The organism is Streptomyces sp. JW3 (assembly GCF_052216785.1).
Classification (GTDB): domain Bacteria; phylum Actinomycetota; class Actinomycetes; order Streptomycetales; family Streptomycetaceae; genus Streptomyces.
The window spans coordinates 22,043-41,227 of sequence record NZ_JBQOUX010000020.1 but is presented as its reverse complement, the minus strand read 5'-3'; the positions used below and the strand labels follow the sequence as shown (position 1 = coordinate 41,227).

The following is a 19,185-nucleotide window of genomic DNA, read 5'->3' as shown; positions in this document are numbered from 1 at the left end:
GTCAGTGCGTGGAATCGCGGATCGGAGTGGCGATCGCGGCGCAAGACGCCCGGCGTGCCTCAGCCGGTCAGGCCGGCGCTGGTCAGCCAGATGTGCGCGCAGGTCGCGGACGCCTCTTGCAGCTTCTCGCGGGATTCCTGCGAAGCGTGGTAGAAGGTCCGCTCGATCATCCAGCACAGGGCGCGGGCCATCGCCGGGGCCTGATCCGGTCGGGTGCCGGCCGGCACGCCGGCCCGTTCCAGGACGGCGGTGATGGCCGCGATGAACAAGTCGGCCGTGTGGCTCCATAGTTGACCGATCTCCGGCACGGTCAACGACAGGTCGATGGCCGTGCGCATGACCAGACCGTGCTCGTTCCACAGTTCGACCGTGCGGTGCATGGCCGCCGCGACGGCCTGGCGCGGCTCCTCGGCCCGCGCGGTGGCCCGGGACCGCTCCCACAGATGCTCGACGGTCCGGGCCACGAGCGCCGTGACCACCTCCTGCTTGGAGCCGAAGTAGAAGTACAGGGCACCACGGGTGATGCCGGCGCCCTGGGCGATGTCGCCGACGGTCATGGCGTCGTAGCCCTTCTGCGCCAGCAGAACCTCGCAGGTGTCGAGGATGGCCCGCTCCCGGACATCGCCCTTGCGTTCGGTGGGACGTCGGCCCCGCGCGGGTTCTCGGCCGGGCATCAGAGCTGCGCGCCTTCGGCGAAGTCGGTGGTGCGGGAGAGGGTCTCCCAGGCGCGGATGTCCTCGTCCACCGCCGCGCGCGCGGCGGTGACCAGGCGCAGCGCGTCCGAACCCAGGACGAGGTGGGCCGGCGGCCGTTCGACGGATGCGATGTGTACGACGGCGTCCCCCGCCTTGACCGGGTTGCCCAGCTGATTCCCGCTGGCCTTCTGCCGTGCCTCGCGGATGGGGCGGAACAGGTCGTCGTAGTCGTCGATGGTGCGCTCGGCGCGGGTCATGGAGCGTCCGGCCCAGTCGGTGCGGAAGGAGCCGGGCTCGATCGCCGTCACATGGATGCCGAACTGCGCGACCTCCTTGCCCAGTGCCTCGAGGATGCCTTCCAGGGCGAACTTGCTGCCGCAGTACGCGGACATGCCCGGTACGGCCATGAGCCCGCCCATGGAGGTGACGGCCATCAGGTGCCCGCGGCGACGCCGGCGCATGTGGGGCAGCGCCGCCCGCAGGGTGGCCGTCGCTCCGAAGACGTTGACCTCGAACTGCCGCCGCAGCTCGGTGAGCGGTGTCTCCTCGAAGGTGCCCTCCAGGCCGTAGCCGGCGTTGGCGACGACGACGTCCAGTGGGCCGACGCTCCGCTCCGCCTCCGCGACCACGGCCGAGACGGCGTCGTCGTCGGTCACGTCCAGGATGCGGCCGTGCGCGCGGCCGGGTGCGAGCTCTTCGAAGGCGCGCAGGTCCTTCTCCGCGCGGACGGTGCCGACGACGGTGTGGCCGGCGGCCAGGGCGGCCTGCGCGAAGGCCCGGCCGAGGCCCGTGCTGACGCCGGTGATGAGCCAGTTCCGCTGCTGCATGGGTGCTCCAGAAAGCTCCGGTGAGGAAGCAGGACGGCCTCCTTGCCACAAACTCTACACCGCGTCGATTTTTATCGTTGCCCTGTCACTTATGACGAATCGCTGTCCGCATGCCGAGGGCCCACAGCGACGCCGGACCGGCTGGATACACTCCCGACGGGGCGCTCAAGGCAGCGACACGCGCCGTGCGTGGCGTCGGCGAGAGCCGGTTGACGCGGACCGGCCCCTCCGGTCGGCGAAGCAACGGGAGGGGAAAACATGAGCTCCGAAAGGCCGCAGAGGCCACAGAGGCCGGACGGGCGGGACAGGCCGGAGAAGCCGGGTGGTGTGCCTGTCGGACGGCGGGTCTTCCTCGGCACGCTCGGCGCCGGTACGCTCGGCGTCCTCGCCGCCCCCGCGTTGCAACGTGGTTTCGAGTCCTTTCTCGGCGGTGCCGCCGAGCGGGACCCGACCGGACTGACGGGCCTGCTGCCGAACGGTGGCGGCTTCCGCTACTACTCGGTGACCTCGTCCGTACCGCACAAGGACGCCGACACCTACCGGCTCGGCGTCGACGGCCTGGTCGACCGCCCGGCGACGTACACCCTGGCCGATCTCAAGGCGATGCCCCAGACCCGTATGGTGCGCGACGTGCAGTGCGTGACCGGCTGGCGGGTCCCGGGGACCCCGTTCGAAGGAGTGCGGCTGTCCCGGCTGCTGGACGCCGCGGGAGTGCGCGCCTCCGCCGGCGCGGTGCGCTTCACATGCTTCGACGGTGCCTACACGGAGAGCCTGACGCTGGAACAGGCGCGCCGCCCGGACGTCCTGGTCGCCCTGCGCATGCAGGACAAGGACATCGGGCACTCCCACGGCGGTCCCGTCCGCCTCTACGTGGCGCCCATGTACTTCTACAAGTCCGCCAAGTGGCTTTCCGGCATCACCGTCACCGAGCACGTGCGACCGGGGTACTGGGAAGAGCGTGGCTACGACATCGACGCCTGGGTGGGCCGTTCGAACGGGCGGGACGATGAGCCCACGACCTGAGTCCGGGCCGGCCGCCGGACGGCTGCCGCGGTTCAGCCGGGCCGAACGCTGGGCCCACCGCGCGACGGCAGTGCTGATGGGCGTGTGCGTGCTGACCGCGGCCTTCCTGTATCTGCCGCTGTTCGCCGAACTCGTCGGCCGCCGCGCCCTGGTGGTCACCGTGCACGAGTGGTCGGGAGTCGCCCTCCCGGTCCCGGTGCTGATCGGCCTCGGCTCCCGGGCCCTGCGCGCGGACCTGGGCCTGCTGAACCGCTTCGGTCCGCACGACACCCGGTGGCTGCGTGCCGTCCTGCGGCGGGACAAGCGGCCCGGGGCCCGTCCCGCGCACAAGTTCAACGCCGGACAGAAGCTCTTCGCGTCCTGGACGGCCGGTGCCACGCTCGTCATGCTCGGCACCGGCCTGATGATGTGGTTCACCCACCTCACCCCACTCACGTGGCGCACCTCGGCCACGTTCGTCCACGACTGGCTGGCCCTCACCCTCGGCATCGTCCTGGCCGGTCACATCGGCATGGCCCTGGGAGATCCGGAGGCCCGCCGGGGCATGCGCACCGGCTCGGTCGGCGAGGAATGGGCGGCCCGGGAGCACTCGCTGTGGACCGGCGACCTCGACGCCTGATGAGGTAGAACGTTCGGTCTTGACATTTCCCTGCCCTCGTTGCCATTCTGGCGATACAGAACGTTCAGTCTTGCGGAACGGATGCCCGGTCGGCCGCTTCTGTCCGGCCGTCAGCCACGCCATCCCGTCGTGGCACCCACGGGCAGGGCAACGCCGCGCCCACGTCAGGCACGTCGCGCCGACGCGGTCCGCCTGCCGCTCCGCTCATCCACCGAAAGGAACTCCGTGAGCACCCTCACCGCGCCGTCCCGCAGCACCGGGACGGCCGCTGCCCTGCGGCGGTTGTACTTCGTCCGGTTCGCGTTCGCCGTCGTCTGGGCGCTCGTGACGCTGCCGATGGCCTCGAAACTGAGCCCCGTCGTGGTCGTGCTGCTCGTGCTGTATCCGCTGTTCGATGTCGGCGCGGCCCTCGTCGACGCGAAGGCCTCGCGCGGCACGGGATCACCCGCGTTGCTCTACGTGAACACGGCGGTCAGCCTCGCCGCGGCCCTCGGACTGGGCGTCGCCGGCGCGTCCGGCATACCGGCGGTGCTGCGCGTGTGGGGCGCCTGGGCGGTCGTCGCCGGGCTGGTCCAGCTGATCGTGGCCGTCCCGCGCCGGAAGCTGGGCGGCCAGTGGCCGATGATCCTCAGCGGCGGCATCTCGACGCTGGCCGGGGCGTCCATCTTCGCGTCGGCCGGCGCGGACGACCCGACACTCTCCAGCGCGATCGGCTACGCCGTTCCGGGCGCCGTCTTCTTCCTCATCTCGGCCCTGCGCCTGGGCCGCGCCGCCAAGCAGGACTGAGGGAATCGGGCGCCGGCGAGTGCTCCTACTGGGCTCGCCCGCCGTCCACGGCACGGCTGCGGAGCGAGTCCGGCGGCGCTCCGGGCGGGCGGCCCGACTGGTGCTGGTGGGAGTGCGGGGGAAGCGGCCGCTCGTGGCGATCCAGAAGCCCGCTGCCGATCTCATCGTTCACGTCGGGAACGGCCGCGGCCGCCTCCCGATCGGTGTCGGAAGCCTGAACGCCGGACTCGGCCGGCTCGGTTCGCGGAGCCATCGCCCCCCCCGGTTCACCTGGCGCGAGTTCAGACCGCCCCGTCCGCGACGGGGGGCGCCGCCGCCTCGCCGACGTGCACCCGCAGGAGCCCGTCGACCCCCCGCAGGAAGGTCTCGCGGATCAACTCGGGGTCAAAGAGGCAGCCGGCCGCCATGGCGCCGTCCCTGAGCATGACGAGGTGCCGGGCGGCCGGGTCGGCTGGGGCGTCGGTGGCCTGTGCCAGCAGGTCCGTGACGGTGGTCAGGAACCACTCGCGGTGGGCCAGCACGGCTTGATGGACCGGGTGGGCCGGATCGGGGTATTCGGCCGCCGCGTTGAGGAAGGCGCAACCGCGGAAACCGGGTGACTGGATGCCGTCGGCGATGGACCTGGCGACCGCCCGCAGCTTGTCGACGGCCGACCGGCCGCCCGCCTGCGCGGCGTCGGCCTGGCCCCGCATCATCCGGTCGGCCCGGTCGAGATAGGCGAGAACGAGGTCTTCCTTGCCCACGAAGTGCCGGTACAGCGTCGCCCGGGTCACCTTCGCCTCCGCGGTGATCCGGTCGATGCCGACCGAGTGGATGCCCTCCGCGTAGAAGATCCTGGTTGCCGTGTTGAGCAGCCGCTCCCGGGCTTCGGAGGTGGTGCCACTCGCTGGACGCGTACTCATCCTGCCAGAATACACAGAGGTGAGGTAGAACGTTCGCTCTGGGCGAGGGGTGGCGGCCCGCCGGGTTCAGATCTGCTGGTCGTCGCGGTGACGGCCGAGGCTGCGGCCGAAGCGTTCGGAGATGCCCGGCATCAGACTCTCGCCCTCCGCCGGGCGGGCCAGGCCGAAGACATGGCCGGGGAAGTCCAGGTCCTTCTGCACCGCCCAGATCGCGTCGTGATCGTCTGGCGGCAGGATGCGGACCGGGTCACCGACGGCCACCCAGCCGATCGGCACCACCGAGTCGGCGGGCAGCACGGTGCGCAGATGCACGAGGCCGTTGATCCGCACCTCGGAGCGGATGCCGATCCGCGCTCCGTTGAAGACGCGGCTGCCGGTGGCCAGGAAGACCTGGTCCTCGACCCGGCAGCCGGTCAGGTAGGAGACGGGACCGACCAGGACCTGCCGTCCCACCGTCAGCGGATCCCGTCGGGTGCCGCGCAGGACCGCGTTCTCCATCACGATGCTGCCCTCACCCAGCTCCACCGGCCCGCCCTCGGCGGTGAGCACCGCGCCGAACAGCACCCGGCACCCGGCCCCCACCCGCACGTCTCCGCACAGCGTGGCGGTCGGAGCGACATAGGCCGTGGGATGGACCGTCGGCGAACAACCCTCATGAGCGATCAGCATGGCCGCGATCATGCCGCGTCCCGGGACGCTGCGGTACACCGGGGACCCGATGAGATCTGCCGGCCGATGGAGTCTGCCTTCCTCCGGGAGGAGTGGTTTCCTCCTCGGGGATCGCGGTGCGTGACTTCAAGAGGGCACGGGAGTGGTGCAGGCAGTTGTTGATCTTCCCAACGCCGGGCCGCGCACTCACCATGAGCAGCCGGAGATCGCTGCTGAGGCCGCCCCCCGCCCGTTGCCCGGCCGCAATCGAAGAGATGTAGTACGGCGCACCGGACAGGTGAATCTGCCGGTCCGCGCGGGGCGGCGACCCGTCCGTCCAAAGCCCCGGGTAACGGGCGAAACTATTCGCTGTCCGGACAAGTCCGGTTGACCGCCCATCCGGTGCCCGACATCCTGAACACCGGGCCGGGGAGTCGCCCGGACGCCCGCGCCGGGCCCCTCGCACCCGTACCGGTGCACCACACCACCGAGAGGGGCCGCTCCTTGGCAGGCAGCAAGCCCGAACTGAGCGCGCTCAGGGCGACCAAGTACACCTCGTCAAAACGCACCGCCGGACACCCCGAACGCCTGCGCGCCTCGGCTACCACACCGGCCTGCGCGCGCTCGACGTATGGGACGCCGTGCGCGGCAAGGAGCACCCGCTGCTGCCGCCCCGCCGCCACCGCCGCTTCGTCGGCAACGGCGACTTCCTGGAGGTGGGCCGCCGGATCACCGCGTACATGCGGGACGAACTCGGCCTGGGCCCCGGCCACGACGTACTCGATGCCGGCTGCGGTCCGGGCCGGATCGCGGTGCCGCTCGCCGACGTCCTCACCGAGGGCTCCTACCTCGGCTTCGACATCGTGCCGCACGCCATCGAGTGGTGCGCGCGCACCATCACCCCCCCGCCACCCCCGCTTCCGCTTCGCGCACGTCGACATCCGCCAGGAGATCTACAAACCGGGCGGCACACTGGACGCGGCCGGCTTCCGGTTCCCCGCCGAGGACGCGGCCTACGACATCGCCGCGCTGGTCGGACTCATCAGCCATCTGCGCCCGGCCGAGACGGAGAACTACCTGGCCCAGTGCGCCCGGGTACTGCGGCCGGGCGGGCTGTGCTTCGCCACCGCCTACCTCCTCACCGACCGGGCCGCCGCGAACATGGCGCGCGGCATGACCGCGTTCACCTTCCCGTACGACCGCGGCGACCACCACGTGCACTCCGCGGAGGAACCCACGTACGCCATCGCCTACCGCCCCGATCACCTGCTGGCGATGGCGTCCCGGCACGGGCTGCGCCTGCGCCGTGAACCCTGGCCGGGGACCTGGGGGACCTCCCCGAGCCGTCTGGCCTCGATGGACCTGCTCGTCCTCGAACGCGACTGACGGGCCGCCCCCGACCACCTCCCCCAACCACAGACCACAGACCACGAGTTAAGGACCTCCCGACCGCCCATGACCGACCTCACCAGCCCCGCCTCCACCCCCGTCGACGGCACCCCCGGCGTCATCGTCGTCTCCGGTATCTCCGCCTCCGGCAAGTCCACCGTCGCCCAGGCCCTCGCCGAGCGCCTGCCCCGCTCGGCCCACGTGCGCGGCGACACCTTCCGCCGCATGATCGTCAACGGCCAGGAGCACATGACCGCCGACCCCCCGCCGGAGGCCGTCGCCCAGCTGCGGCTGCGCTACCGCCTGGCCGCCGCCACCGCCGACGCCTACGTCGAGGCCGGGTTCACGGCCGTCGTCCAGGACCTCTTCCTCGGCGAGTACCTGGCCGACCTGCCCCGGCTGATCCGCAGCCGCCCGCTCGCCGTGGTCATGCTGGCACCCGACCCGGAGGTCGTGGCCCGGCGCGAGGCGCGGCGTGCCAAGTCCGGCTACGGCCCCGACTGGCAGCCCGCCGCCATGGACCAGGTGCTGCGCGACAGCACCCCCCGCATCGGGCTGTGGCTCGACACCTCAGAGCAGACCGTCGAGGAGACCGTCGACGAGATCCTCAAGCGCGCCTGGACCGAGGGCGCCGTCACCTGACCGTGCCCCGCGCGACTCCCCTCCGGGGCCCGGCCGGTCCGGGCCCCGGCCACCCGGCGCGCACCGCGCCGAGGAAGGACCACGTGTGCACACCCGGCACATCGGCGGCCCGCACGGCACCCCGGTGGGTGCCGTCGGCCTCGGCTGCATGGGCATGTCCTACGCCTACGACCCCGCCGGCCGCGACGACGCCACCTCGACCGCCGTCCTGCACCGCGCCCTCGACCTCGGCGCGAACCTCGTCGAGTCGCGCCGGCCGGTGAGCGCCCGGCCAGGCCGGCTTCGTCGCCGGGGAGAGCCGGCTGCGCCGCGACGGCCGGCCCGCGCACATCCGCGCCGCCGTCGACGCCAGCCTGCGCTGGCCCGGAGCAGTGCTCCGGTTTTCAAGTGGGAGCGGGAGCTGCACCGAGCAGGGCCTCGCCGCGGCTTGAGGGGGCCGCTCGCCGTGCCCCGATTGTCCCGCTATGCCGGTATGTCTGAACGCTCTTTCCTGCGCCGGTTCGTCGATGAGACCGGCGCCACGCCCTTACGGTCGATGGGGCTGGCACGCGGACTGCTGGAAGCCACGGACCGCTCCGTCGACGTGGTCGCCCGCGCATCGGGCCTGGGCTCGGCCGCCCACCTGTGGCTGCATTTCCGGCGCACCCTCAGCACCACGCCGACCGCGTACCGGCGGTCCTTCAGTCGCGAGCCCAGCCCACCGACAGCTGACGAGTCCGCGGTGGCGGAGAGAACGCCGGGGCCGTGGAAACGGGGAAGCAGGAATGCGCCGCCGGGAGTGATCCGGATCACGGGCTGGTTTCCGCATCCTTTTACGTGACAGTCGAGTCTGCTCCTCGGAATCCAGCTATTACGTGAGAGGTGAAAGTGAACAATCGCACCCTTCTGGGAGCAGTTCTCCTGTGTGTGACGGCGATGGTGACGCTCACCGCCTGCGGAGAGGACAAGAAGGCGGCCCCCTCGCCGGCGGAGCCGTTCGAAGGTCTGAGTGCGGCCCAGATATCCGAGAAATCCCGGCTGGCCATGGTGGGGCTGAAGTCGTTCAGAGTCAAAGGCGACATGACTTCCGAAGGAAAGGAAATGACCGTCGACGTAGTGGTGGCCGGGAAGGGAAACTGTTTGGGAACATTCGGGGTCGAGGGTGGGACCGTCCGGGTCCGCTGGCTCGGCGGTGCCACCTACCTCAAGGGTGACAAGGCGTTCTGGCAGCAGTCCGCCGGTGAAGGGAGCATGTCCTCCGAACAGGCTGACGCCTTGGTCGAGGTGATCGAGGGGCGCTGGCTCAAGGAGTCGAGCGCGGAAGAGGAGTTCCCGTTCTGCGACACCACCACGATGTTCACGAAGGACAAGACGGACAGCAGCCTCACCCGGGGTGACGACACCGAGGTCGACGGCACGCAGGCGGTGACGCTCAAAGGAAAGGACGGCGCCGAGACGCGGTCTCTCGTGATTGCTGCCCAGGGCGAGCCGTACGCGCTGAAGATGATCACCAAGGGCGGTGACGAGCCGCAAACCGTCGAGTTCTCGGCGTTCAACAAGCCTGTGACGCTCCCGTCGCTGTCCGCCGATGAGGTCATGGACCTGAACGAACTCCAGAAGTGACACTGGCCAGGTCGGCGCGTCCGTGCCGTCGCGGCCCCGGTCCGCCCGGGTCCGCCCGAGGGCTGCGCCTCAGGGCTGGTCGCCCGCGAGAGTGGTCGCACGCGGCTCGGGGACTCCCAGCATCAGCAGGCTCGTGATCGTCGCCGCACGGGCGCCGCGGGTCCCGTCCGACAGGTCGCTGTCCGCGATGGCGAACACGACGCCGTAGGCGACCTGGCTCAGGATGTCCGCCGGCAGGTGCCGTGCGAACACCTCGCTGTCCTGGCCCCGTTTCACCAGGCCGGCGAGGAGCTCGTCGACGGGCCCGAGCAGACCGTGGATCGCCTCGCCGTACTCGCCGCGGCGCAGCGCCAGCAGCACTCGGTACCGGTGCGCCACCGGCCACAGGCGGGCGATGAACGCGACCCACGCCGCGTCCGCTTCCGCGTCGGCGGCGTTGACCTCGGTGAGCACGGCCGTCATCTCCGCGACGGCCCGTTCCGTGAGCGTCCGGATCAGGTCGAGGCGCGAGGGGAAGTGGCCGTAGACGGTGCGGCGGACGACGCCGGCGGCGGCGGCGATGTCCCCCATGCCGGCGTCGGGGTTCTCGCCCAGCACATCGAGGGCGACGTCGAGGATGCGGTCGCGTGTCTCGTTCATCGAGCGCGCACGGGAGGACTCGGTGGGCATGGCCACCAGTGTTGCACACCCATGTGCAGCGGAGTACGTTGCACAGCAGTGTGCAGCGAGCAGGTGTGCTGTGCTCCGCAGCGCAGGAGAAGAGGAGAAGGCAATGACCGCACCGACACCGCCGGCCTCGGCCGCCGTCCGCCCGTTCACCGTCTCGATCCCGGATGCGGAGATCGACGATCTGAAGCAGCGACTGGCCAGGACCCGGTGGCCGGCTCCGGAAACGGTGGGCGACTGGTCGCAAGGGGTCCGCGTGGAGAACGCCAGGTCCCTGGTCGAGTACTGGGAGCGCGGCTACGACTGGCGGCGCTTCGAGTTCGAGCTCAATCGCTTCCCCCAGTTCCTCACCGAGATCGATGGGCTGGACATCCACTTCATCCATGTCAGGTCCAGGAATCCAGGCGCGATGCCGCTGATACTCACGCACGGATGGCCCGGCTCGATCGTCGAGTTCCTGAAGCTGATCGGCCCGCTGACCGATCCGGTCTCGTTCGGCGGAGACGCCGCCGACTCATTCGACGTCGTCGTCCCGTCGCTCCCCGGGTTCGGGTTCTCCCAGAAGCCCACGGAGACCGGGTGGAACGTGTCGCGCGTCGCAAGCGCGTGGGTGGAGCTGATAAAGCGCCTCGGCTATACGCAATGGGCCGCGCAGGGCGGTGACTGGGGCGCCGTCGTCACCACCGCCCTCGGAGCCATGCGGCCCGAGGGGCTGCTCGGAATTCATCTGAATACGCAGTACGCCTTTCCCGCGCAGATCCCCGACACCCTGTCGCCCGAGCAGCGCCACGCCGTGGAGACCCTCGCCCGCTACACCGGCGAACTCGGTGGGTCGAACCACCTTCAGCGCACGAGGCCGGAGACGGTCGGATTCGCCCTGGCGGACTCTCCGGCCGGCCAGGCCGCCTGGATCTACGAGAAATTCCAGTCCAAGACCGACAACAACGGGCTCGCCGAGGACGTCAGTCTGGACGACATGCTCGACGCGATATCCCTCTACTGGTTCACCAACAGCGCGGCGTCGTCCGGCCGCATCTACTGGGAGAACGCGGCAGGCACCCTCGCCGGCCCGAAGCTGACGCTGCCGGTCGCGGTGACCGTCTTCCCGAAGGACATCCCACTCCTGCCGCGAAGCTGGATCGAAGACACCTACAGCAATCTGATCCACTACGGCGAGGCCGACAAGGGCGGGCATTTCGCCGCCCTGGAACAGCCGGCGACCCTGGTCAGCGAAATCCGCACCGGCCTGCGCCCTCTTCGTTCCTGACACCACCGCGCGAACTGCGGAGCGTACGCCTGTCACTCGATCTCCGCCTGCTCGGAGCTGCCGGCTCGGGCGCGGGCCGCGGCTCAGGTGGACTCCCGCACCACCAGTTCCGTCGGCAGGATCACCGCTGCCGGGTCCTCGCCGCCCACCTGGGCGAGCAGTACCCGTACCATCTCCGAGCTGATCCGGTCCCACGGCTGGCGGATGGTGGTCAGCGCGGGGCTGGCCGCCAGCGCGGCGGGGGAGTCGTCGAAGCCGCCGACGGCCACGTCCTGCGGCACCCGCCGGCCGGCCCGCCGCAGCGCCGAGAGCACGCCCTGCGCCATGAGGTCCGAGGCGACGAACACGGCGTCCAGGTCGGGCGCCCGGTCGAGCAGCAGCTCGGCGCCCGCCTCGCCGCTGGCCCGGCTGTAGTCGCCGGAGACGATGAGCCGGTCGTCGATCGCGAGTCCCGACCCGGCCAGTTCCTCCTGGTAGCCGGCGAGCCGCTCGACACCGCCGGGAGTGTCGAGCGGACCGGTGACCACGCCGATCCGGCGCCGGCCGAGCGAGAGCAGATGCCGGACCATCTCCCGGGCGCCGTCCCGGTCGTCCGCGGCCACGTAACTCACCTTGGAACCCAGCCCGATCGGCTTGCCGCAGGCCACCAGCGGCACCCCCGCCTCCCGCAGTTCCTGCGCCACGGGATCGCCGGAGTGGCTGGAGACCAGGAGCACTCCGTCGACGTGCCCCGCGGTGATGTAGCGCGTGATGCGGCGCCGTTCGTCGTCGGTTCCCGCCAGCATCAGCAGCAGCGGGATGTCGTGCGCGGCCAGCGCCTGGGTGCAGCCGCGCAGCAGCACGTTGAAGTTGGGGTCCTCGAAGAAGCGTTCCTGGGGTTCGGTCAGGAGGAAGCCCACCGAGTCCGAGCGGCCGGTGATCAGTGAGCGGGCGTGCCGGTTCACGACGTACCCGGTCCTGCGGATCGCGGCGTTGACCGCTTCCTGCGCCGCCGCACTGACGTAGTGCCCACCGTTGAGGACGCGCGAGACGGTGCCGCGCGAGACACCCGCCTCGCGCGCCACGTCGTGAATGGTCGGCGGTCTGGGCCGGCCCCCCGTGGTGCTCATGGTCATGACTTTACGGCCCCGGACAGCAGGTCCAGACTCCAGAACCGCTGGACTACCAGGAACAGCGCCACCAGCGGGAACACCGCGAGGAACGCGCCGGTGACCACCAGCGTGTACAGGGCGGGAGTATTCGCCCCCTGCTCCAGCAGCGTGTACAGACCGAGGGTGATCGGGAACTTCTCGTCGTCGCTGAGCATGATGTACGGCAGCAGGAAGTTGTTCCAGATCGCCACGAACTGGAACAGGAAGACCGTCACCAGGCCCGGCGTCATCATCGGCAGCGCGACCCGGGTGAAGATCCGCCACTCGCTCGCGCCGTCCATCCGACCGGCCTCGACCACGTCCGCCGGGACCGCGGCGGCGGCGTAGACGCGGGCCAGGTAGACGCCGTACGGGGAGAGGATCTGCGGCAGCAGCACGGACAGGTAGGAGTCCGTCAGGTCGGCCTGGGCCAGCAGCAGGTACTGCGGGATGGCGAGGATCACCGGCGGCATCAGCACCCCGGCCAGCAGGACGTTGAACATCGCCTCCCGGCCGCGGAAGCGGTAGACCGCCAGCGCGTACCCGGCGCACGCCGACACCGCCGCGGAGAGCAGCGCCCCGGCCCCGGCGTACAGCGCGGAGTTGCCCATCCACCGCCAGTACACGCCGTCGCGGTAGGCGCTGAGGTCGGCGAGGTTCTCGGTGAATCCGCTGCCCGGCAGGAAGGTGAAGGTGGAGAACAGCTCGCTGCCCGACTTGGTGGAGGCGATCACCACCCAGGCCACGGGCAGCAGGCAGTAGACCGCGCCGAGCAGCAGTGTCACGGTCGGGATCAGGGCGATCCGGCGGCGCGGCGGGGGGCCCTGGGCGGTGCCGGGGGTGGTGCCCGCGGCGGGTACGGACTTGCGCAGCGCGAGGGAACTCATCGGGTCGCCTCCTGCTTCTGACGACGGTTCGCGGCCCGCAGGAAGCCGAACGACAGCAGCAGCGTGGCCAGGGCGATGATGGTCGCCTGAGCGGCGGCGGCGTAGATGTCGCCGTTGCCGAAGGCGTCCTGGTACACCTTCATCAGCGGACTCCAGGTGGTGGACACGGAGTTGGTGAGCGGTTTGAGGGTGGTCGGTTCGTTGAACACCTGGAGGGTGGCGATGATCGAGAAGAAGAAGGTCAGCACCAGCGACGGCGCCACCATCGGGATCTTGATGCGCAGCGCGGTCTGGAGCGGCGTGGCGCCGTCCAGCTTCGCCGCCTCGTACACCTCGGCCGGGATGGACCGCAGCGACGTGTAGATGACGATCATGTTGAAGCCGGTGCCGCCCCAGACCGCGATGTTGGACAGGGCGAGGTAGAGCGGCCCGCTGTCCAGCAGGTCCAGCTGCGGCAGGCCCAGCCGGTCGAGGACGAAATAGAACGGGCTGACGTCCGGCAGGTAGAGGAAGCCCCACAGCAGCGCCGCGACCACGCCGGGGACGGCGTACGGCAGGAAGATCGCGAGCCGGGTGTACGGGGCGAGCCGGACCCGCTCGGAGTCGAGCATCAGCGCGAACAGCAGCGCCAGACCGAGCATCACGGGGACGACGATCGCGCCGTAGCCGAGGACGCGCAGCGCGCCGTTCAGCAGTTCGCTGTCGGTGAGGGCGTCGGTGTAGTTCTCCAGGCCGGCCCAGACCTCGGTGCGGGCGCCGGAGCCCAGGCCGAGGCCGGAGACCTGCACCTTGCGGAAGCTGAGCCAGAGGGCGTACCCGATGGGCAGCGCGAAGAACAGGGCGAACAGGAGCGTCGCGGGGAGGAGGAAGGTGTACGGGGCGGCCTTGGCCCCGTACCCCCTCCGGCGTGCCGTACCGCTCACTTCGCGACCTCGAAGCCCTGCTTCTCCAGGTCGGCGACGGTGTCCTGCTGCATGGCGGCCAGCGCGGCGGTGAAGTCGGACTTGTTCTTGGCGGCGGCGCCGAAGGCGTCCTTGAAGGTCGTGTACGCGACGTTGACGTTCGGGCCCCAGGCGGACGGCGCGGTGGTCCCCGCGATCTCGGCGGCCTTGGTGTAGAAGTCGGCCTGGTTCGAGAAGTACTCCGGCGGCTCGGCGAAGGCGCCGCTGGTCTGGGCGGCGGTGGCGGCCGGGTAGATGCCGCTCTCCTTGGCGAGCGCGTTCAGTGCCTCGGCGTCGGTGTTCAGCCAGGCGGCGAACTTGGCGGCGGCGTCCTTGTTCCCGGAGTCCGTGGTGACGGCGGTGGAGGAACCGCCCCAGCTGCCGGTGACGTTCTGGCCGGCGGACCACTGGGGGAGCGGCGCCATGGCCCACTTGCCGGCCGTGTCGGGGGCGGCGGTGGTCAGGGTGCCCGGCGCCCACACCGCGCTGACCCAGGCGAGCTGCTTGCCGGTGTTGAGCGCCTTGTTCCAGGCCGGGGTGTACATCGGCTGGTTGTCGATGGCGCCCTCCTCGACGAGACCGCCCCAGAACTCGGCGACCTTCCTGGTGGCCGCGTCGTCGATGCCGACCTTCCACTTCTCGCCCTCGGTGGTCCACCACTGGGCGCCGGCCTGCTGGGCGAGGCCCGCGAAGAGACCGGAGTCGCCTGCGGAGAAGGTGGTGAGGTCGGTGTCCGGGGCCTTCTTCTTCAGCGCCCGTGCGGTGTCGGCGAACTCCTCCCAGGTGGTGGGGACGTCGAGGCCGTACTTCTTGAAGAGGTCGGCGCGGTAGTAGAACATCATCGGTCCGATGTCCTGCGGCACCGCGTAGACCGCGTCGGTGCCGAGCGTCGTCTGCTGCCAGACGCCGTCGGCGAAGTCGCCCTTGGCGTCGCCGACCTCGCCGGATATGTCGGCCAGCGCGTCGTTGCTGACCAGCGTGGGCAGCGCCTGGTACTCGGCCTGGACCAGGTCGGGCGCCTTGCCGGCCTTGTGCGCGGTGAGGATCTTGGTGACCAGGGTGTCGCCGGACGCCTGCTTCTTCACCGTGACGGTGATCTGCTGCTTCTTGCCCGGCCCCTTGTTCCACAGGTCGACGACCTGGTCCATGCCGGGCGTCCAGGTCCAGTACGTGAGCGAGACGGGACCCGACCGGGCCTCGTCGTCCTGCGAACCGCAGGCGGCCAGCGCGGTGGCACCGACCGTGACGGCGACGGCGGTGGCCACGAGGCGACGGTGCTTCGTGTGCGGCATGGAAATCTCCCTGAAACCCTGAAAACAGAGCCCCCGCCCGTCGCGGGGACCTGCCATGCGTCTGTGAGCGTTCACAGTAGAGAAACGTCCCGGACACTTGTCAATGGTTGTTGCTGTGCGGTTATGTTGGCCTCGCGCCCTCAACCATGTGTGTGCACGTTCCCAAATGATCGACCGAACCGGGAGACTTACATGCCGGAGACCGCCCCCAAGGGCCTCGCCAGGCTCGCCTTCGGCGGGGACTACAACCCCGAGCAGTGGCCGGAAAGCGTATGGCAGGAGGACGTCCGGCTGATGCGGGAGGCCGGCGTCTCGATGGTGAGCGTGGGCATCTTCTCCTGGGCGCTGCTGGAACCCGCCCCGGGCACCTACGACTTCGGCTGGCTCGACCGGGTGCTGGACCTGCTGCACGAGAACGGCATCCGGGTCGACCTCGGCACGCCCACCGTGGTCCCCCCGGTCTGGTTCTTCCGGGCGCACCCCGAGGCACTGCCCGTCACGGCCGACGGCCGCCGCTACGAGTTCGGCTCCCGCGGCGCCCTCTGCCACAGCAACGCCGACTACCGGGCCGCCGCCGCCAACATCACCACGAAGCTCGCCGAGCGCTACGGCGACCACCCCGCACTCGCCCTGTGGCACGTCCACAACGAGTACGGCGTCCCCGTCTCCGCCTGCTACTGCGACTCCTGCGCCGCGCACTTCCGCCGCTGGCTGGCGACGGAGTACGGCACGGCCGACGCGGTGAACGAGGCGTGGGGCACCGCCTTCTGGGGCCAGCGCTACGGCGGCCTCGACGAGATCAACCCGCCGCGGCTGACCCCCACGGTCGGCAACCCGGCCCAGGCACTGGACTACAAGCGGTTCGCCGACGCCACCATCCGCGAGAACTTCCGCGCCGAACGCGACATCCTGCACCGCCTCTCACCCGGCGTCCCGGTCACCACCAACTTCATGACCGCCCTCAGCCAGTGCGACTCGATCGACTACTGGGCCTGGGGCCGCGAGGTCGACCTGGTCACCAACGACCACTACCTGATCACGGACGGCCGCCGCACCCACGTCAACCTCGCGATGGCCGCCGACCTGACCCGCTCGGTGGCGGGCGGCGCCCCCTGGCTGCTCCTTGAACACTCCACCTCGGGCGTCAACTGGCAGCCGCGCAACCCCGCCAAGTCCCCCGGCCAGATGGCCCGCAACTCCCTGGCCCACGTGGCCCGCGGCTCCGAGGGCGCGATGTTCTTCCAGTGGCGGCAGTCCCGGCGCGGCGCCGAGAAGTTCCACTCGGCGATGCTGCCGCACGGCGGCACCGGCACCCGCGTCTGGCGCGAGGTCGTCGCACTCGGCGCGGCACTCGACGACCTGAGCGAGATCCGGGGCACCCGCACGGTCGCCGACGTGGCCGTTCTGTGGGACTGGCACTCGTGGTGGGCGCAGAACCTGGAGTGGCGGCCCAGCGAGGACCACGACGCCCGGGAACGCGCCGACGCCTTCTACGAGGCGCTCTACGACCGCCACCTCACGGTCGACTTCGCCCACCCGGAGGCCGACCTGTCGGCCTACCCGCTGGTCGTGGTGCCCGCGCTGTACCTGATGACCGAGGCGGCCGGCCGCAACCTCACCCAGTACGTGGAGAGCGGCGGCACGCTGCTGGTGTCGTACTTCTCCGGCATCGTCGACGAGCACGACGCCGTGCACGAGGGCGCCTGCCCCGGTGTACTGCGGGACGTACTCGGGCTGACCGTCGAGGAGTTCGCACCGCTGCTGAAGGGCGACACGGTCGAGGTCACCGGCCCCGGCGGCACCGGCCTGGCCGCCGACGTCTGGACCGAGTTCGTGGTCCCGCGCGGCGCCGAGACCGTGTGGACGTACGCGGACGGCCCGGCCGCCGGCCACCCCGCCGTCACCCGGCACCGGCTCGGCGCGGGCACCGCCTGGTACGTCTCCACCCGCCTGGCCGCCGACGGCCTGGACGCGGTGCTGGCCCGGGCCACCGAGGACGCCCACGTCCCGGCCCGCCCCGACCTCCCCCGGGACGTCGAGGTGGTGCGCCGCACCGGCGAGTCGGGCAGCTACCTCTTCGCCGTCAACCACACCGGCACCGACGTCAAGGTGCCCCTGGACACGCCCGGCACCGAACTGCTGACGGGCGAGAACGCCGCGGGCCGCTTCGAGGTTCCCGCGGGGGCCGTACGGGTCGTCCGGCTCGACGGCTGACCGAACGCACCACCCGGGGGCGGGACCACCCGCCCTCGGTCCGGCACTGTTTCCCCGTACGTCGAAGGGACGACGAACGACGATGTTCCATCCCAGACGCACCCTCAGAGCCCTGCTGCTGCCACTGGCCGCAGGGCTCGCCCTCACCCTGGCACCCGCGCCCACCGCCCAGGCGGCGAGCACCCTGACCAACGGCGGTTTCGAAGCCGACGGCACCGGCGCGGCGGTCCCCGCCGGCTGGTCGGAGTACGGCTCGGCCGGCGCCTCCTACGTCGAGGCGGGCGGCCACGCGGGCAGCCACCGGCTGAGCCACTGGGCGTCCACCGCCTACCAGGTGGAGACCTACCAGTACCTGTCCGGCCTCACCAACGGCAGCTACCGGCTCACCGCCTGGGTCCGCTCCAGCGGCGGCCAGAACTCCGCGTACCTGGCCCTGCGGAACTGCGGCGGCACCGAGCAGCGCACCGATCTCCCGGTCTCCGCGAGCGGCTGGATACGGATCGTCGTACCGGTCACCGTCACCACCAACCAGTGCACCGTCAGCATCACCAGCGACGCCGACGCGGGCAACTGGATCAACGTCGACGACCTGACCTTCGCCCCCGGCACCGGCGGCACCACCGTGCACGGCGCCGACATCTCCTCCCTCGCCAAGAGCGAGGCGCAGGGCGGGACTTACCGCACCGCCTCCGGCTCCACCGCCGACCCGCTCACCGTTCTGCGCTCCGCGGGCATGAACTACGCCCGGCTCAAGGTCTGGGTGAACCCGACCGACGGCTACAACGACAAGGCCCACGTCCTCGCCCTGGCCAAGCGGATCAAAGCACAGGGCATGAAGCTGCTGGTCGACTTCCACTACTCGGACTCCTGGGCCGACCCCGGCAAGCAGACCAAGCCGGCCGCCTGGGCCGGGCACTCCTACGCGCAGCTGAAGACGGACGTGTACACCCACACGTACGACGTGCTGAACGCGCTGAAGGCCCAGGGCACCACCGCCGACATGGTCCAGGTCGGCAACGAGATCAACGGCGGCATGCTGTGGAACGAGGGCTCCACCAGCAACTGGCCGCAACTGGCCGGCCTGCTCAACTCCGGCTACGACGCGGTCAAGGCGGTCAGCTCCACCACGACCGTGGCACTGCACCTGGCCGAGGGCGGTGACCTGGACGGCACCCGCTGGTGGTTCGACTCGGCCGTCGCGAACGGCGTGCGGTTCGACGCCATCGGCCTGTCGTACTACGGGTACTGGCACGGTGCGCCGGCCGACTTCCAGACCACCCTGGACGACGCCGCCAGCCGCTACGGCAAGCCGGTCTTCGTCGCCGAGACGGCCTACCCCTTCCGGCTCGACAGCGAGGACGGGCAGGAGAACATCATCGACCTCGACGGGGAACTCGTCGCCGGCTACCCGGCCACCACCGCCGGGCAGACACGGTGGATGAACGACATCGCGAGCGTCGTGGAGGCCGTCCCGAACGGCCGCGGACTGGGCGTCTTCTACTGGGAGGCCACCTGGACCGCCGTCACCGGCAACGGCTGGGACCCCACCGACCCCGCCTCCGGCAACGGCTGGGAGAACCAGGCCCTCTTCGGCTACGACGACCGGGCCCTGCCGGCGACGAGCTGGTTCGGCCACCGCTGACCCGGCCCGCTCA

19 protein-coding genes are annotated in these 19,185 nt (G+C 70.8%); 10 read left to right on the top strand and 9 right to left on the bottom strand.

Features of this window, described 5'->3' with window-relative positions:
* Positions 1 to 59: 59 nt before the first annotated feature.
* Both ACTT8P_RS11425 and ACTT8P_RS11420 read right to left on the bottom strand, forming a co-directional pair.
* A complete protein-coding gene (locus ACTT8P_RS11425; protein WP_442831466.1) occupies positions 60 to 674 on the bottom strand; it encodes a TetR/AcrR family transcriptional regulator in 615 nt (204 codons plus the stop codon).
* A complete protein-coding gene (locus ACTT8P_RS11420; RefSeq protein ID WP_442831465.1) occupies positions 674 to 1,522 on the bottom strand; it encodes an oxidoreductase in 849 nt (282 codons plus the stop codon). Before ACTT8P_RS11420 ends, ACTT8P_RS11425 begins: the two co-directional genes overlap by 1 nt.
* Positions 1,523 to 1,780: 258 nt before the next feature.
* On the opposite strand from ACTT8P_RS11420, the gene ACTT8P_RS11415 reads away from it, so the two are divergent.
* The 3 genes from ACTT8P_RS11415 to ACTT8P_RS11405 all read left to right on the top strand — a co-directional run bounded on the left by ACTT8P_RS11415 (position 1,781) and on the right by ACTT8P_RS11405 (position 3,950).
* Positions 1,781 to 2,545 carry a molybdopterin-dependent oxidoreductase gene (locus ACTT8P_RS11415; RefSeq protein ID WP_442831464.1) on the top strand — a complete coding sequence of 255 codons (765 nt, stop codon included), beginning with the start codon at positions 1,781 to 1,783 and terminating at the stop codon, positions 2,543 to 2,545.
* On the top strand, positions 2,529 to 3,164 hold the full coding sequence (locus ACTT8P_RS11410) for a cytochrome b/b6 domain-containing protein (RefSeq protein WP_442831463.1): 636 nt from the start codon (positions 2,529 to 2,531) through the stop codon (positions 3,162 to 3,164). The genes ACTT8P_RS11415 and ACTT8P_RS11410 overlap by 17 nt, the downstream gene beginning before the upstream one ends.
* A 225-nt stretch (positions 3,165 to 3,389) precedes the next feature.
* On the top strand, positions 3,390 to 3,950 hold the full coding sequence (locus ACTT8P_RS11405; protein WP_442831462.1) for a hypothetical protein: 561 nt from the start codon (positions 3,390 to 3,392) through the stop codon (positions 3,948 to 3,950).
* Positions 3,951 to 4,231: 281 nt separating this feature from the next.
* On the opposite strand, the gene ACTT8P_RS11400 is transcribed toward ACTT8P_RS11405, so the two are convergent.
* Together ACTT8P_RS11400 and ACTT8P_RS11395 are read right to left on the bottom strand one after the other, a co-directional pair.
* The gene (locus ACTT8P_RS11400) at positions 4,232 to 4,852 is read right to left on the bottom strand and encodes a TetR/AcrR family transcriptional regulator (protein ID WP_442831461.1); all 621 of its coding nucleotides are present in this window, start codon (positions 4,850 to 4,852) and stop codon (positions 4,232 to 4,234) included.
* Between the two features lie 66 nt (positions 4,853 to 4,918).
* Positions 4,919 to 5,521: a gamma carbonic anhydrase family protein gene (locus ACTT8P_RS11395; protein ID WP_442831460.1), complete on the bottom strand. Its 603-nt coding sequence runs from the start codon at positions 5,519 to 5,521 to the stop codon at positions 4,919 to 4,921.
* Between the two features lie 762 nt (positions 5,522 to 6,283).
* On the opposite strand from ACTT8P_RS11395, the gene ACTT8P_RS11390 reads away from it, so the two are divergent.
* The 4 genes from ACTT8P_RS11390 to ACTT8P_RS11375 all read left to right on the top strand — a co-directional run bounded on the left by ACTT8P_RS11390 (position 6,284) and on the right by ACTT8P_RS11375 (position 9,133).
* Positions 6,284 to 6,886, top strand: a complete 603-nt coding sequence (locus tag ACTT8P_RS11390) for a class I SAM-dependent methyltransferase (RefSeq protein ID WP_442831459.1) — start codon at positions 6,284 to 6,286, stop codon at positions 6,884 to 6,886.
* Positions 6,887 to 6,955: 69 nt separating this feature from the next.
* Positions 6,956 to 7,531, top strand: coding sequence for an AAA family ATPase (locus ACTT8P_RS11385; protein WP_442831458.1), 576 nt, complete (start codon positions 6,956 to 6,958; stop codon positions 7,529 to 7,531).
* Between the two features lie 85 nt (positions 7,532 to 7,616).
* A complete protein-coding gene (locus tag ACTT8P_RS11380; RefSeq protein ID WP_442831457.1) occupies positions 7,617 to 8,351 on the top strand; it encodes a helix-turn-helix domain-containing protein in 735 nt (244 codons plus the stop codon).
* A 47-nt stretch (positions 8,352 to 8,398) separates the two neighbouring features.
* On the top strand, positions 8,399 to 9,133 hold the full coding sequence (locus ACTT8P_RS11375) for a hypothetical protein (RefSeq protein ID WP_442831456.1): 735 nt from the start codon (positions 8,399 to 8,401) through the stop codon (positions 9,131 to 9,133).
* 69 nt (positions 9,134 to 9,202) lie between these two features.
* Here ACTT8P_RS11375 and ACTT8P_RS11370 read toward each other — a convergent pair whose 3' ends face one another.
* A complete protein-coding gene (locus ACTT8P_RS11370) occupies positions 9,203 to 9,802 on the bottom strand; it encodes a TetR/AcrR family transcriptional regulator (protein ID WP_442831455.1) in 600 nt (199 codons plus the stop codon).
* A 103-nt stretch (positions 9,803 to 9,905) separates the two neighbouring features.
* On the opposite strand from ACTT8P_RS11370, the gene ACTT8P_RS11365 reads away from it, so the two are divergent.
* Entirely contained in the window at positions 9,906 to 11,066 is a 1,161-nt protein-coding gene (locus ACTT8P_RS11365) for an epoxide hydrolase family protein (RefSeq protein WP_442831454.1), read from the top strand.
* Between the two features lie 83 nt (positions 11,067 to 11,149).
* Here ACTT8P_RS11365 and ACTT8P_RS11360 read toward each other — a convergent pair whose 3' ends face one another.
* From ACTT8P_RS11360 to ACTT8P_RS11345, 4 genes are read right to left on the bottom strand one after another with little or no spacing between them, the layout of a single operon-like run.
* Positions 11,150 to 12,181 carry a LacI family DNA-binding transcriptional regulator gene (locus ACTT8P_RS11360; RefSeq protein WP_442831453.1) on the bottom strand — a complete coding sequence of 344 codons (1,032 nt, stop codon included), beginning with the start codon at positions 12,179 to 12,181 and terminating at the stop codon, positions 11,150 to 11,152.
* A complete protein-coding gene (locus tag ACTT8P_RS11355; protein ID WP_442831452.1) occupies positions 12,178 to 13,083 on the bottom strand; it encodes a carbohydrate ABC transporter permease in 906 nt (301 codons plus the stop codon). Before ACTT8P_RS11355 ends, ACTT8P_RS11360 begins: the two co-directional genes overlap by 4 nt.
* A complete protein-coding gene (locus ACTT8P_RS11350) occupies positions 13,080 to 14,006 on the bottom strand; it encodes a carbohydrate ABC transporter permease (RefSeq protein WP_442831451.1) in 927 nt (308 codons plus the stop codon). Before ACTT8P_RS11350 ends, ACTT8P_RS11355 begins: the two co-directional genes overlap by 4 nt.
* Positions 14,003 to 15,316 (bottom strand): ABC transporter substrate-binding protein, encoded by a 1,314-nt coding sequence (locus tag ACTT8P_RS11345; RefSeq protein ID WP_442831450.1) that lies wholly within the window; start codon positions 15,314 to 15,316, stop codon positions 14,003 to 14,005. Before ACTT8P_RS11345 ends, ACTT8P_RS11350 begins: the two co-directional genes overlap by 4 nt.
* Positions 15,317 to 15,508: 192 nt before the next feature.
* On the opposite strand from ACTT8P_RS11345, the gene ACTT8P_RS11340 reads away from it, so the two are divergent.
* Entirely contained in the window at positions 15,509 to 17,530 is a 2,022-nt protein-coding gene (locus ACTT8P_RS11340; RefSeq protein WP_442831449.1) for a beta-galactosidase, read from the top strand.
* An 82-nt stretch (positions 17,531 to 17,612) separates the two neighbouring features.
* The gene (locus tag ACTT8P_RS11335; protein ID WP_442831448.1) at positions 17,613 to 19,172 is read left to right on the top strand and encodes a glycosyl hydrolase 53 family protein; all 1,560 of its coding nucleotides are present in this window, start codon (positions 17,613 to 17,615) and stop codon (positions 19,170 to 19,172) included.
* The last annotated feature ends 13 nt before the right edge of the window (positions 19,173 to 19,185 follow it).